Genomic DNA, 13,071 nt, shown 5'->3' on the forward strand with positions numbered 1-13,071 from the left:
CGCACTCAGTGAGTGCGAGATGGCTTGGCAGTTTGCGATTCAGCGCCGACAATCCCTTCAATGCACCAAGTTGGTGCCTTTCACTGAATGCCTTGGCCCGGACAACACCGTTGCCCGGGCTTTTGTCCGTTTGCGCAACGCCAAAGCGCCAACCACACCATCTCGCAAGGGAGTTACTACATGGAGCGCAAGCCCAATATCACTCTGTCCTCCTTGGACCTGGATCGCATTGAATCGCTGCTGGAAAAGAACAACAGCCAGTTCCCCGGCCGTGATGCACTGGAGGCGGAGCTGGACCGCGCGGATGTACTCGACCCCGCAGAAATACCCGCCAACGTGGTGACGATGAACTCCACCGTGCGCTTCACCATTCTCGAGATCGCCAAGACCAATACGCTGACACTGGTCTACCCCAAGGATATGGATGGCAGCGCCGACAAGGTCTCCATCTTTGCGCCGGTAGGCATCGCCCTGCTGGGCCTGTCAGTGGGCGATGAGTTCAAGATGCCCAGCCCTACCGGTCAGGTAACCGTGCGCGTGGATGCCATCGAGTTCCAGCCCGAAAGCGCGGGCGAGCTCCATCGCTGAACCGGCTCACCCAACAAAAAAGCAGCTCACCGGAGCTGCTTTTTTTGTTGCCTGGATCAGACTCAGCGCAAGCCGGCCAGCATGGTGGTCAGCAGACCCGCGCCGATCAAGCCTGCCTGCCAGCGCAGGGCCTGACTCCATGACGAAACATGGCGCTCCACCAGTTGATACAGCGCGTAGCCGGCAGTCAGTGAAAGCACAAAGGCAAACGGGATGCCCACCACGGCGGCTGTGACCGAACCATGCCAGAAATGGTTGACCACTGCGTTGACCAGCAGGCAGATGGAAAAGTGAATCAGGAATACCGAGTAGGAAATCTCTCCCAGGCGACGCAGCGGCGCAAAACCCTGCCAGCGGGCAATGACCTCGGTACGCATGCAAACGATCAGCAGCATCGCGGTCACGCCGGCGAGAAAAATGCGGTCGCGCCACTCATAGACCAGCGCGCCGATGATCAGAGCAGCAATCAGCATGCCCCAGCTCCAGGCCGTCAGGCGCTTGTCTGCCGCCACTGCCCAGAAGGCCATCATGCCGATGCCATAGGCACCCATGAAATAAATCGCCCAGACATCCAGGTCTGCATCGAGATTGAAGCTCAGCAACGAAGCTGCCGTCCCCACAACCACCAGCCCCTGCATGCCAGTCACAGCCCAGGGCCACCAGCGCTTCATGGCCGTAGCACCCAAGCGCTTCAGCGCCCATTGTTGCAGCCAGCGCACTCCGGCCAGCAACAGCACGGTCGCGGCGAACAGCTGAAAGTCTATGGACACATACCAGACACCAGCCGACAGTGACTCCTCGCCCACAATGCCCTGCAGCAGCAAAGCATGGGCCATGAGCTGCCATAGATCGGGGTCGGCGGACACGGACTCGTGATCGAACCAGGGACGAATCGCCGCAGACACCACAATCGTCACCACCAGTGCCACGGCATAAGGTACGACCAGACGCACAAAGCGCTTGCCGATCTTGGACCAGGGTGAATCAAACCGCGCCAGACCCATGGGAGCCAGGCTGGCTGCAGCCAGAAAACCGCCGATCACCAGAAAGATCTGCACGGCCATACGGGCGTACTCATAGAGCCAGTCCAGCAGGTCGGGCATGACAGGGTGAGCCACATCGGACATGGGGCCGTAGAAAGCCAGGTGATGCCAGACGATGGCAGCACAAGCCAGCCCCTTGGTACAGTCGATCAGGGCACTGCGGGAATGAGAGGAAATAGAACTTTGAACCATCAGATCACGGCCGCCCGCAGCCCATGGGCTGCCCGGCGGCAGGGTGAGTTTGCCCGGCAACAGGCAACGTAAAAAAGCCGACTTAAAACAGGATGGCGATTTTGCGCCGATTCCCAACAATTTGCTGACAGCGTTGCAAGTTTTACGAAACATATCTGCGCGAGCTTCATGCGCCAAGCATGAACAAAACCAGAGCGATTGCACTCCGGCTTGATTTCCCTGCCCCACTGAGAACCCCGGGCAAAGGCACAATGGAGGCCATGACGCAAGCCAAACCACTGTCGGAGCTGAGCCGACAATTTGTTTCGCATTTCGGCGAGATGGGCAGCCGCTGGGGCATCAATCGCACCGTGGGACAGATCTATGCCCTGCTGTTCATTTCGCCCGAGCCGCTGAACGCAGACCAGATTGCCGACACGCTGGAATTCTCGCGCTCCAATGTGAGCATGGGGCTCAAGGAGCTGCAGGCTTGGCGGCTGGTTCAGCTGCGTCACCAGCCCGGCGACCGGCGCGAATACTTCCAGGCACCCGAGGATGTCTGGGAAATCTTCAAGCGACTGGCCGAAGAGCGCCGCCGCCGCGAGATCGAGCCCACGCAGTCCATGCTGCGTGCCGCCATGATGGAGGAAGCCAGCACCGACGAAGAACGTTACGCCCAGCAGCGCATGCGCGATATGCACGAGCTCATCGACAAACTGATGAGCTGGTTTGACGATGTTCAGCGTCTGTCGCCAGAGACCGCCATGCAGCTCATGGGCATGGGCTCCGCCGTGACGCGACTGCTGGACCTGAAAGACAAGATTACCGGGCGAGGCAAGTCAGGCTCGGAAGCCTGACGCCGACAACTCAGGTGCTGGCCCTGGGCACCAGCCTGAAGCCCAGATCCACGCTGGCCTCTCTGACGGTGTCCCCTGCCAGCAACTGCAGCAGCATGCTGGCAGCTTTTCTGCCCACTTCATCCCTGGGTGTATGGATAGTGGTCAGAGGCGGCACCATCTGATCACTGCCAGGAAGGTCGTTGAACCCGGCGATCGCAACCTGCTGCGGCACCTTGACCCCCATGCGATTGGCCTCCAGCAATGCGCCTTGTGCAATGTCATCATTGCAGAAAAAGATGGCATCCACCGTAGTCTGCGCCTTGAGAAGTGTCTCAAACTGCCTTGCACCCAGCGCCAGCGATGAACGCTCGGGATTGAGAATCTCCAGGCTCTGGTCATAGAGGCCGGCCTGTTTGAGCACCTGCCGATAACCTTCCAGACGCTGCATGACACGCGCGTCGAGCTGGGCTCCGCAAAATGCGATGCGTCTGTATCCCTTGTCCAGCAGATGACGGGTCATTTCAGCGCCAGCTGCAATCTGAGAAAAACCTACGCTGTAGCAATCGGGCCCCGTGCCGGGCTCGCGCAACTCCATGAGATGCACGCGCGGCACGGGATTGGCAGCCAATAATTTCCGCGACTCTTCGCTGTGATCAAACCCGGTCAGCAACAGCCCGGCAGGCCGCATGGGCAGATAGGCCCGCAGCAACTGCTCTTCCTCCGCAGGGTCGTAGTGGGTCACACCGATCAGCATGTGATAGCCCTGGGCAAACAGCACCTTGTGCACAGCCTCCAGGACCTCCACAAACAAGGTGTTGGAGAGCATGGGGACCAGTACCAGCACCTGGGTGCTTTTTTGCGAGGCCAGTGCACGTGCAGCCAGATCGGGCACATAACCCAGAGAAGCCGCAACCTCGCGCACTTTGTCGACCAGGGCTGCAGCCACTCTGCGCTCTCCGCGCAAGGCTCTGGAGACCGTCATCGGACTCACGCCCGCAGCCTGTGCCACATCACTGAGGGTGACACGCCCGCTGGCACGAGATCGCCTTGAAGAAGCGCTGTCTGCCGGGGTTTCACTCTTGGTACGGGTCTCGAGAGGCAAGGGAATCTCCTAGTCAGATGCCTGAGGTTTTTTGAGTATGATAGCGCTATCCAGACTTGAAATGAAGTCTGTAGAAGCAGCTTGATGAAAGCACTGACTTGCCTTCGACCAAGGTCTGAAGCCAATCGCAGAAAGCAGCAGGCTGCTCATTTTTTAACCACATCGGATAGCGCTATCCAAAAATGACTCAAAGCAAGATCCAGCCTCATGGCACCATGTCGGCACTCGTCGTCATGGGAGTTTCCGGCTGCGGCAAATCGAGCGCAGGAGAAGCCATCGCCCGTCAACTGGGGTGGACCTTGGTAGAAGGAGACAGCTACCACTCCCCCCAGAGCGTGGCCAAGATGCAGGCCGGCATTGCCCTGACGGATGCCGACCGCGAAGGCTGGCTGGAACGCCTGGCGCAGCGACTGGCTCAGGCAGATGCCGAACACGGCCTGGTGCTGACCTGCTCGGCGCTCAAGCGCAAGTACCGCGACCAGTTGCGCAGCGCCCAGCAGCTGGGTTTTGTGTTTCTCGATCTCGACTATGCCACGGCCCTGGAACGCGTCCAGACCCGACCCGGGCATTTCTTCTCGCCCGACCTGGTGGCCAATCAGTTCACGACGCTGGAAGACCCGCGTCAGGAGCCCGATGTTCTGACCGTCAGCGCCACCATGAATCTCAACGACATCGCGCTCGCGGCCCGGCAATGGGCAAGGCGCGAATCCCAAGCATAAAGACAGCAGGAGACAGCCAATGTCTGAAGATCGCAAAGAGGCACAGGGCCGCAAGCCATGGCTCAAGCGCCTGGCCGAAGGCCTGATGGTGCTGGCCCTGGCCGGCATGGTGGTTGCCGTTTTCGTCAACGTGGTGCTGCGCTACGTTTTCCACACCAGCATCGTCTCCTATGAGGAGATCTCGCGCCTGCTGTTTGTGTGGCTGGTGGCCATCGGCGCCATCGTGGCGGCTTTCGAAGGCGCCCACCTGGGCTTTGACATGGTGACATCGCGGGTCGGCCCGATCACCCGCAAAGTCCTGTTCTGGGTCTCGCAGCTGCTGATCGGCGCCTGCATGGCCTTGCTGCTGTGGGGCTCCTGGGAACAGGTCGTTGCCGGCTGGAGCAGCTACAGCACCGTGCTGGGCTATCCCCTGGCTCTGGGCGCAGCGGCGACGCTGGTGCTGGCCATAGGCATGCTGCTGGTCGTGGTGCGCGACATGCTGCGCGGCACCCCATCCGAATCTTCTGAAACCAGCGTGGAGTAAGGAGAGCGCCATGGTCGTTACCCTGATTTTTCTCGCCGTGCTGATCGGCGGCATGGTGATCGGCATGCCGATTGCGCATGCACTGATACTCACCGGTGTCGCACTGATGTGGCACCTGGACTTTTTCGACACCCAGCTGCTCGCGCAGAACCTGCAAGCCGGGTTCGACAATTTCCCGCTGCTGGCCGTGCCATTCTTCATCCTCGCAGGTGAGCTGATGAATGCCGGCGGCCTGTCACGCCGCATCATCGATCTGGCCCGCGCCTTTGTCGGTCATATCCCGGGGGGCCTGGGCTATGTGGCCATCGGCGCAGCCGTGCTGCTGGCCTCGATGAGCGGATCGGCCATTGCCGACACCGCCGCGCTGGCCACCATCTTGCTGCCGATGATGCGCGACCAGAAGTATCCCGACAGCTACAGCGCCGGCCTGCTGGCTTCAGGCGGCATCATCGCCCCCATCATTCCGCCTTCGATGCCGTTCGTGATCTACGGCGTCACCACCAACACCTCCATCAGCAAGCTGTTTCTCTCGGGCGTCGTTCCCGGCCTGTTCATGGGCAGCTTTCTGATTGCTGCCTGGTGGTTCATCGCGCGCAAATACCAGCTGACCTCGGGTGAACGCGTGAGCTGGGGCCTGCGCCTCAAGGCACTGGCCAAGAGCTTCTGGGCCATGATGATGCCTGTCATCATTCTGGGCGGCCTCAAGGGCGGCGTCTTCACGCCGACCGAAGCCGCCGTGGTGGCCGCGGTCTACGCGCTGTTCGTGTCCATGGTGGTCTATCGGGAGATGAGCTGGAGCAGGCTCTACGAAGTCTTTCTGGGTGCATCCAAGACCACCGCCGTGGTGATGTTCCTCTGCGGTGCGGCCACTGTGACCGCCTACATGATCACGCTCGCCGACCTGCCCAATATGCTGGCCGACAGCTTCTCGGGTCTGCTGGATCAGCCCATGCTCTTCATGGCCGTGATGATGCTCTTCCTGCTCGTGGTCGGCACCGCCATGGATCTGACCCCGACCATTCTGATCTTCGGTCCGGTCTGCGCACCGCTGGCCGTCAAGGCCGGCATCGATCCCGTGTACTTCGGCTTCATGTTCATCTATGTGGGCTGTATCGGCCTGATCACCCCCCCTGTGGGCACGGTGCAGAACGTGGTGGCCGGGGTCGGCAGGCTGCGCATGGAAACCGTGATCAAGGGCACCAATCCCTTCCTGATGGTCTATGTGCTGCTGGCCGTGCTCTTCGTGATCTTCCCTCAGCTGGTCACGGGTCCGCTCAAATGGATGCACTGAGAATGGCATGCCATCCATGAAAGATCTTAGATTCATAGCATGGTGCGCACTGCAATCAAGCGCATCACGACAGTTCCAATTTCATCAAAGGGCCCAGGCCCAATCAAGCAAGGAGACGGGTATGCGTATCAAATTTGCAGTCGCGGGCCTCACGGCAATGCTGCTGGCCGCAGGTGCCGTTCAGGCGCAGGACTTCAAGCCCCGCCTGGTGCGGTTCGGCTACGGCCTGGTGGAAGACTCCAACCAGGGTCGTGCCGTGCGCATGTTCGCCAAGGAAGTGGAAAAGGCCAGCGGCGGCAAGATGAAGGTCCGCGCCATCGGCAACGCATCCCTGGGCTCGGACACGCAGATGCAGCAGGCCCTGATCGGCGGAGCCCAGGAAATGATGGTCGGCTCCACCGCCACGCTGGTGGGCCTGTCGCCCGAAATGGCGATCTGGGACACCCCTTTTCTGTTTGCCAACACCAAGGAGGCCGATGCCGTGCTGGACGGCCCCGTGGGAGAGAAGGTCAAGGCCACTCTGGAGCCCAAGGGCATGGTGGGTCTGGTCTATTGGGAAAATGGATTTCGCAATCTGACCAACAACAAGCGCCCCATCACCAAGCTGGAAGATCTGCAGGACGTGAAGCTGCGCGTGATGCAGAACAACGTCTTCCTGGACAGCTTCAAGACCCTGGGTGCCAATGCCGTTCCCCTGCCCTTCTCAGAGCTGTTCACGGCGCTGGAAACCAAAGCCGTGGACGGTCAGGAAAACCCCTTCAACACGGTGCTTTCGAGCAAGTTCTATGAAGTGCAGAAGTACCTGACCGTCTCCAACCATGTCTACAGCCCCTGGATCGTGACGGTCAGCAAGAAGTGGTGGGACACGCTGAGCCCCGCCGAGAAGAAGGTGCTGCAGGATGCGGCGATCAAGAGCCGTGAATTCGAGCGCAAGGACACGCGCGAAGAAGCCGCCAAGGCTCTGGCCGAGATCAAGACCAAGGGCATGCAGGTCAACGAGCTGCCAGCCGCCGAAGCAGGCCGCATGCGCGACAAGCTCGGCACCGTCAATGCCGGCATTGCCAAGTCCGTGGGTCAAGGTACCTGGGACTCTGTGCAGGCAGCCGTCAAGCAAGCTCGCGCCAAATAAGCGCCCAACCATGGAGCCATGCCCCGGGCATGGCTCTGACTCATTCCAAGACAATGCCTGCGCCCCAAGCACAGGCCTTGCTGCCCAAGGACTTTCATCATGGCACTTCACCCCGTTCTGGACCAGGTGACGCGGCGCATCCAGGAGCGCAGCCGCGCCAGCCGCTCCGACTATCTGGCACAGGTCGATGCCATGGCCGCGCGCCCTCCACAAGTACGCACCATGGGCTGCGCCAATGTGGCCCACGCCTTTGCTGCTCTGCCCGGCACGGACAAGATTCGCATCGTTGAGGAAAAAGGCCCCAATGTCGGCATCGTCACGGCCTATAACGATGTACTCTCCGCCCATGCGCCGTTTGCGCATTACCCCGATATTCTGAAAGACGAGGCCAGGCGCAACGACGCAACGGCTCAGGTGGCCGGTGGTGTGCCGGCCATGTGCGACGGCGTGACCCAGGGCATGCCCGGCATGGAGCTGAGCCTGTTCAGCCGCGACACGATTGCCATGTCCACCGCCGTGGCTCTCACGCATGACACTTTCGATGCGGCCCTGATGCTGGGCGTCTGCGACAAGATCGTTCCCGGCCTGCTGATCGGCGCCCTGCATTTCGGCCACCTGCCCATGGTGTTCGTGCCTGCCGGCCCCATGACTTCGGGCCTGTCCAACAGCGACAAGGCCAAGGTGCGCGAGCAGGCTGCGCAGGGCCTGGTCGGCCGGCAGGAGCTGCTGGCAGCAGAAAACGCGGCCTACCATGACCAGGGCACCTGCACCTTCTACGGCACGGCCAACAGCAATCAGATGCTGCTCGAAGCCATGGGCCTGCATGTTCCCGGCACAGCCTTCATCAACCCCGCCGACGCAGAGCGTGAACTGCTTACACGCGAAGCCATGCGTACCGTGCTGTCCATCACCCGGGGCCGCCGCTTTGCCCCCATAGGGCATGTCGTGGACGAGCGCTGCATCGTCAACGCCATGGTGGCCCTGCTGGCGACCGGCGGCTCCACCAATCACCTGATCCACTGGGTGGCCGTGGCCCGAGCAGCCGGAATCGTCATCGACTGGGATGACTTCGAGCAGTTGTCTGCGGTAGTTCCCCTGCTGGCCCGCGTCTACCCCAATGGCAGCGCCGATGTGAATCAGTTCCAGGCCGCAGGCGGCCCTGGTTACGTGATCGCCCAGCTGCTGCAGGCCGGACTCATGCATGGCGATGTGCTTACGGTTAGGCCAGAGGGGCTGGCTGCCTTCGGGCGCATCCCCCATGTCGAAAACCATCAGTTGCAATGGCGGGATGCGGGCATCTCCGGCGATGACACTGTTCTGCGCCCTGCCAGCCGCCCCTTCAGCCCTACGGGCGGCTTGAAGCTGCTCAAAGGCAATCTTGGCCGCAGTGTCATCAAGATCAGCGCCGTACCTGAAGATCGCCACGCACTGCGGGCACCGGCATGGGTCTTTGATTCGCAGGATGAATTGCAGGCGGCCTTCAAATCCGGTGCGCTGGAGCAGGCCTGCCAGACCAATGGCTTCAATGGCGTCGTCTGTGTGGTGCGCTGGCAGGGTCCGCAGGCCAATGGCATGCCCGAGCTGCACAAGCTCACCCCTCCGCTGGCCGTTCTGCAAGGCAAGGGCTATGTCGTGGCCCTGGTCACCGACGGCCGCATGAGCGGCGCATCGGGCAAGGTCCCGGCGGCCATCCATGTCAGTCCCGAAGCGCTGGCTGGCGGCCCGCTGGCCAAGGTACAAAGCGGAGACATCATCGTGCTCGATGCCCCCACCGGCCTGCTGCAAGCCGAGCTGACGGATGCCGAATGGGAAGCCAGGCCGCTGGCCATCATGCCGCCAGCGTTGCAACAAGCCAATCACCGCGGCCTGGGCCGTGAACTGTTTGCCGGATTCCGGCGCAATGCGCTGAGCGCAGAAGAAGGAGCTTGCACATGGCTGCTCAAATGACCGCCTTGTCCATCATGCAGGAGGCACCGGTGATTCCGGTCATCGTGCTGCACAACGCAGAGCATGCGGTGCCCATGGCCAAAGCACTGCTGGCCGGCGGCATCAGGGTTCTGGAGGTCACGCTGCGCACGCCTCAGGGCCTGGCCTGCATAGAGGCCATCGCCAAGCAACTGCCCGAAGCCATCGTCGGTGCGGGCACCGTGCGCAATGCAGCCGATGCCGCGGCGGCTGCTCGGGCCGGCGCAAGGTTTGCCGTCAGTCCCGGCTATACCAGCAAGCTGGGCCAGGCCTGCCGCGATCTGAACCTGCCGCTGCTGCCCGGTGTTGCAACCAGCAGCGAAATCATGATGGCTCAGGAAGATGGCTTTACCGAGCTCAAGTTCTTCCCCGCCGTGCAGTCGGGCGGCATCCAGATGCTGAAGGCCTGGCAAGGTCCGTTCGGAGAGCTGCGTTTCTGCCCCACGGGCGGCATCTCGCCCGGCAACGCGGCGGAGTTTCTGGCGCTGTCCAATGTGGTCTGCGTGGGCGGCTCCTGGCTGGTCCCCGCCAGTGCCGTGGAGAGTGGCAACTGGTCGCTCATCACCGAGCTGGCTCAGGCCACGCAGGCGTTGAGAAGCTCTCGCACGGCCTGAGCAAGACAAGGCCTCATCCATAAAAAAAGCCCGGTCAGCTCCAGGCCGACCGGGCTTTTCCATGTCTTGGCGACTCAGGCATCCGGCAGCGACTTGGTTCGCTCCAGAAGCTTGCGACGCGTTGCCTCGTCATCCATCAACTCGAACCAGATCGCATTGAGCACGGCAAAGGCTGCTGCCAGCGGCAGACCCAGCAACCAGGCGAAATACCACATAAGTTTCCTTTCATTCGGCCCATCCAATGCATGGGCCAACAATATTCGAACCGCCCCCCCACACAGAAGGAAGAACGCAGCATGGCGTCCGAGGGGCGTCCCATCTCAATACGAGTGGCCCTGGCCGGTCACGATGGCTTTCACGTCCACTTTGCCTCGCAGCACCGAGTACACCCAGCTGGTATAGGCCAGGATCAAGGGCAGGAAGATCAGCACGCAGACCAGCATGATGAACAGCACGACATGGCTGGAAGACGAGTCCCAGACCGTCAGACTGAAGCGCGGATCAATGCTGGAGGGCAGGATCATGGGGAACATGGCAGCACCCACGGTCAGGATGATTCCGGCAATCGCCAGGCCGCTTGCCAGCAGCGCCAGCCACTCGCGACGGCTGCGCAAGCCGATGGCCACGATCAGCGGCATGAGCAGGCCGATACCGGGCACCAGCCAGAGCATGGGATAGGACTTGAAGTTGGCCATCCATGCACCGGCAGCCACGGCTGCGGTCTTGTTCAAGGGGTTGGAGGGACCGACGGGGTTGATCTCGCTGGTAATCACATAGCCGTTGATGCCTGTAGCCAGCCACAGGCCGGCAACCGCAAACAGCACGGTGGTCAGCACGGCAAACCATGTGCCATACCTGGCGGCGCGGTTGGCGACTTCTCCATCGGTCTTGAACATCAGCCAGGCCGCACCATGCATGAGCAGCATGGACAGCGAGACCAGACCGCACAGCAATGCGAAAGGCGTGAGCAGGCCGAAGAAGCTGCCGTCGTAGTAAATGCGCATATCGTCACCCAGACGAAATGGCACGCCGAGGATCACATTGCCCACTGCCACACCGAACAGCAGCGCTGGCACCAGACCCGTGATGCACAGCACCCAGTCCCAGCGGTTGCGCCAGGCTGCATCTTCATGTTTGCTGCGGAACTTGAACGCCACGGGACGCAGGATCAGCGGCACCAGCACGGCAAACATGGCCAGGTAAAAGCCCGAGAAGGACACGGCGTAAAGCTGGGGCCAGGCCGCAAAGATGGCGCCACCGCCCAGAATCAGCCACACCTGATTGCCTTCCCACACGGGGCCGACGGAGTTGATGGCCGTGCGGCGCTCGACATCGGTCTTGGCCGTGGCGCGCAGCAGGCCCATGGCGCCGAGGTCAAAGCCGTCGGTGACGGCAAAGCCCACCAGCAGCACGCCGAGCAGCAGCCACCAGATGAGGCGCAGCACGTCATATGAAATCAGTTCATGCAAGATCATTTGGTTGCTCCTCTCAGCTTTGGCCGCGTGCCAGCTTCTTGATCATGGGTTCGTAGAGGCTGAGGTGAGGTTCGCTCTCATGCTCGGGGCCCTTCTTGATGGCCTTGACCATCAGCTTGAGCTCGATAACCAGCAGCACGGTGTAAATCAGCACAAAGCCGGCAATGGTCAGCAACAGCGTCTTCGCGCCCAGATTGGAAACCGCCATGGCCGTGGGCAGCACGCCTTCGATGATCCAGGGCTGACGACCCAGCTCGGCCACCACCCAGCCGCATTCGGCGGCGATCCAGGGCAGCGGAATCGAGAACACTGCAACCTTGAGCAGCCAGGGGTAGGCATCCAGCCTGTGGCGGGCAGCCAGCCAGAAGAAGGTTCCGGTCAGCACGATGAAGAACATGCCCAAGGCCACCATGATGCGGAAGGTCCAGAACAGCGGACCGACCGGCGGCACGGTATCCATTGCCGCCTGGTGGATCTGTGCTTCGGTCGCCTTGCGTGGGTCATCCACATAGCGCATCAGCAGCAGGGCGTAGCCCAGATTGGCGCCATTGTTCTCAAAGCGCAGACGTGCCTCGGCGGGAATCTCGGCATCGGTCCTGGCCTTGCGAATGGTCTGCAACGCGTCATAGGCGTCGATACCGTTGCGGATATTGCCCTCCGCACTCTTGACCAATTCGTTGATGCCGGGAATTTGGGTGTCCAGCGAACGCGTACCGATCAGGCCCATGACCCATGGGATGTGCACGGCAAAATGGGTCTCGCGCGCCTCGCGGTCGGGGAAACCAAAGGCCGTGAAAGAGGCGGGTGCGGGCTCGGTCTCCCACATGGCTTCGATCGACGCCAGCTTCATCTTCTGGTGTTCGGATGACAGATAGCCGGACTCATCGCCCAGCACCACCACCGACAGCGAAGCAGCCAGACCAAAGGATGCGGCCACCGTCATCGAGCGCTTGGCCAGATGGATGTGACGACCCTTGAGCAGATACCAGGCCGAAATACCCAGCACGAACAGCGAGGCCATGACATAACCCGCCGACACCGTGTGCACAAACTTGGCCTGCGCCACGGGATTGGTGAGCACGGCAAAGAAGTCATTCACTTCCATGCGCATGGTCTGGGGGTTGAAAGTAGCACCCACGGGGTTCTGCATCCAGCCATTGGCGACCAGAATCCATAGCGCCGAGAAGTTGGTGCCTATGGCCATCAGGCAGGTGACGATCAGGTGCTTGACTTTGGAGAGGCGATCCCAGCCAAAGAAGAACAGGCCGACAAAGGTCGCCTCCATGAAGAAGGCCATCAAACCCTCGATCGCCAGCGGCGCACCAAAGATGTCGCCCACATAGTGGCTGTAGTAGCTCCAGTTCATGCCGAACTGGAACTCCATCACCACGCCGGTGGCCACGCCCATGGCGAAGTTGATGCCGAACAGCACGCCCCAGAACTTGGTCATGTCGCGCCAGATGGCTCGTCCGGTCATCACATACACCGTCTCCATGATGGCAACGAGTATGGACAGGCCCAGTGTCAGCGGCACAAACAGAAAGTGGTAGAGCGCCGTTATCGCAAACTGCAGTCGCGATAAATCGACGATGTCGAGGTCCATGGTCAG

Annotated in this window: 13 protein-coding genes; 8 read left to right on the top strand and 5 right to left on the bottom strand. The window is 61.2% G+C overall.

All coding sequences use genetic code 11. The annotated features are described in order from the left end of the window. The first annotated feature begins 180 nt into the window (after positions 1 to 180). Positions 181 to 588, top strand: coding sequence for a nucleoside diphosphate kinase regulator (gene rnk / locus MPZ60_RS17965; RefSeq protein WP_003063629.1), 408 nt, complete (start codon positions 181 to 183; stop codon positions 586 to 588). Positions 589 to 650: 62 nt separating this feature from the next. Here rnk and MPZ60_RS17970 read toward each other — a convergent pair whose 3' ends face one another. Next, positions 651 to 1,823 (bottom strand): acyltransferase, encoded by a 1,173-nt coding sequence (locus tag MPZ60_RS17970; RefSeq protein WP_034356926.1) that lies wholly within the window; start codon positions 1,821 to 1,823, stop codon positions 651 to 653. Positions 1,824 to 2,074: 251 nt separating this feature from the next. Here MPZ60_RS17970 and MPZ60_RS17975 point away from each other — a divergent pair, with 251 nt between their 5' ends. Then, positions 2,075 to 2,659, top strand: a complete 585-nt coding sequence (locus tag MPZ60_RS17975) for a GbsR/MarR family transcriptional regulator (RefSeq protein ID WP_003053080.1) — start codon at positions 2,075 to 2,077, stop codon at positions 2,657 to 2,659. Between the two features lie 10 nt (positions 2,660 to 2,669). Here MPZ60_RS17975 and MPZ60_RS17980 read toward each other — a convergent pair whose 3' ends face one another. Continuing rightward, on the bottom strand, positions 2,670 to 3,743 hold the full coding sequence (locus MPZ60_RS17980) for a LacI family DNA-binding transcriptional regulator (protein ID WP_034356900.1): 1,074 nt from the start codon (positions 3,741 to 3,743) through the stop codon (positions 2,670 to 2,672). A 182-nt stretch (positions 3,744 to 3,925) separates the two neighbouring features. On the opposite strand from MPZ60_RS17980, the gene MPZ60_RS17985 reads away from it, so the two are divergent. The 6 genes from MPZ60_RS17985 (at position 3,926) to eda (ending at position 9,987) form a co-directional block, all read left to right on the top strand. Then, positions 3,926 to 4,462 (top strand): gluconokinase, encoded by a 537-nt coding sequence (locus tag MPZ60_RS17985; protein ID WP_045840389.1) that lies wholly within the window; start codon positions 3,926 to 3,928, stop codon positions 4,460 to 4,462. Positions 4,463 to 4,481: 19 nt separating this feature from the next. Continuing rightward, complete coding sequence (locus MPZ60_RS17990; RefSeq protein ID WP_012839280.1) at positions 4,482 to 4,988, top strand: TRAP transporter small permease; 507 nt, start codon at positions 4,482 to 4,484, stop codon at positions 4,986 to 4,988. Positions 4,989 to 4,998: 10 nt separating this feature from the next. Next, positions 4,999 to 6,279 (top strand): TRAP transporter large permease, encoded by a 1,281-nt coding sequence (locus MPZ60_RS17995; RefSeq protein WP_034356902.1) that lies wholly within the window; start codon positions 4,999 to 5,001, stop codon positions 6,277 to 6,279. Between the two features lie 121 nt (positions 6,280 to 6,400). Continuing rightward, the gene (locus tag MPZ60_RS18000) at positions 6,401 to 7,408 is read left to right on the top strand and encodes a TRAP transporter substrate-binding protein (RefSeq protein WP_003065736.1); all 1,008 of its coding nucleotides are present in this window, start codon (positions 6,401 to 6,403) and stop codon (positions 7,406 to 7,408) included. Between the two features lie 99 nt (positions 7,409 to 7,507). Next, a complete protein-coding gene (gene edd, locus MPZ60_RS18005) occupies positions 7,508 to 9,355 on the top strand; it encodes a phosphogluconate dehydratase (protein WP_034356904.1) in 1,848 nt (615 codons plus the stop codon). Further along, on the top strand, positions 9,340 to 9,987 hold the full coding sequence (gene eda / locus MPZ60_RS18010) for a bifunctional 4-hydroxy-2-oxoglutarate aldolase/2-dehydro-3-deoxy-phosphogluconate aldolase (RefSeq protein ID WP_034356906.1): 648 nt from the start codon (positions 9,340 to 9,342) through the stop codon (positions 9,985 to 9,987). Before edd ends, eda begins: the two co-directional genes overlap by 16 nt. Positions 9,988 to 10,061: 74 nt before the next feature. On the opposite strand, the gene cydX is transcribed toward eda, so the two are convergent. From cydX to MPZ60_RS18025, 3 genes are all read right to left on the bottom strand, one after another. Then, positions 10,062 to 10,202, bottom strand: a complete 141-nt coding sequence (cydX, locus tag MPZ60_RS18015; RefSeq protein WP_003053063.1) for a cytochrome bd-I oxidase subunit CydX — start codon at positions 10,200 to 10,202, stop codon at positions 10,062 to 10,064. 105 nt (positions 10,203 to 10,307) lie between these two features. Further along, positions 10,308 to 11,462: a cytochrome d ubiquinol oxidase subunit II gene (cydB, locus tag MPZ60_RS18020; protein ID WP_034356908.1), complete on the bottom strand. Its 1,155-nt coding sequence runs from the start codon at positions 11,460 to 11,462 to the stop codon at positions 10,308 to 10,310. A gap of 13 nt (positions 11,463 to 11,475) precedes the next feature. Then, positions 11,476 to 13,065, bottom strand: a complete 1,590-nt coding sequence (locus MPZ60_RS18025) for a cytochrome ubiquinol oxidase subunit I (RefSeq protein ID WP_034356909.1) — start codon at positions 13,063 to 13,065, stop codon at positions 11,476 to 11,478. Positions 13,066 to 13,071: the final 6 nt, after the last annotated feature.

This window comes from Comamonas sp. 7D-2, assembly GCF_022749555.1.
GTDB lineage: Bacteria > Pseudomonadota > Gammaproteobacteria > Burkholderiales > Burkholderiaceae_C > Comamonas > Comamonas thiooxydans.

Bases quoted from the DNA above. Each gene is read 5' to 3' on its own strand.
- rnk (WP_003063629.1), top strand. From the start codon at position 181: ATGGAGCGCAAGCCCAATATCACTCTGTCCTCCTTGGACCTGGATCGC.
- MPZ60_RS17970 (WP_034356926.1), bottom strand. From the start codon at position 1,823: ATGGTTCAAAGTTCTATTTCCTCTCATTCCCGCAGTGCCCTGATCGAC.
- MPZ60_RS17975 (WP_003053080.1), top strand. From the start codon at position 2,075: ATGGAGGCCATGACGCAAGCCAAACCACTGTCGGAGCTGAGCCGACAA.
- MPZ60_RS17985 (WP_045840389.1), top strand. From the start codon at position 3,926: ATGACTCAAAGCAAGATCCAGCCTCATGGCACCATGTCGGCACTCGTC.
- MPZ60_RS17990 (WP_012839280.1), top strand. From the start codon at position 4,482: ATGTCTGAAGATCGCAAAGAGGCACAGGGCCGCAAGCCATGGCTCAAG.
- MPZ60_RS17995 (WP_034356902.1), top strand. From the start codon at position 4,999: ATGGTCGTTACCCTGATTTTTCTCGCCGTGCTGATCGGCGGCATGGTG.
- MPZ60_RS18000 (WP_003065736.1), top strand. From the start codon at position 6,401: ATGCGTATCAAATTTGCAGTCGCGGGCCTCACGGCAATGCTGCTGGCC.
- edd (WP_034356904.1), top strand. From the start codon at position 7,508: ATGGCACTTCACCCCGTTCTGGACCAGGTGACGCGGCGCATCCAGGAG.
- eda (WP_034356906.1), top strand. From the start codon at position 9,340: ATGGCTGCTCAAATGACCGCCTTGTCCATCATGCAGGAGGCACCGGTG.
- cydX (WP_003053063.1), bottom strand. From the start codon at position 10,202: ATGTGGTATTTCGCCTGGTTGCTGGGTCTGCCGCTGGCAGCAGCCTTT.
- cydB (WP_034356908.1), bottom strand. From the start codon at position 11,462: ATGATCTTGCATGAACTGATTTCATATGACGTGCTGCGCCTCATCTGG.
- MPZ60_RS18025 (WP_034356909.1), bottom strand. From the start codon at position 13,065: ATGGACCTCGACATCGTCGATTTATCGCGACTGCAGTTTGCGATAACG.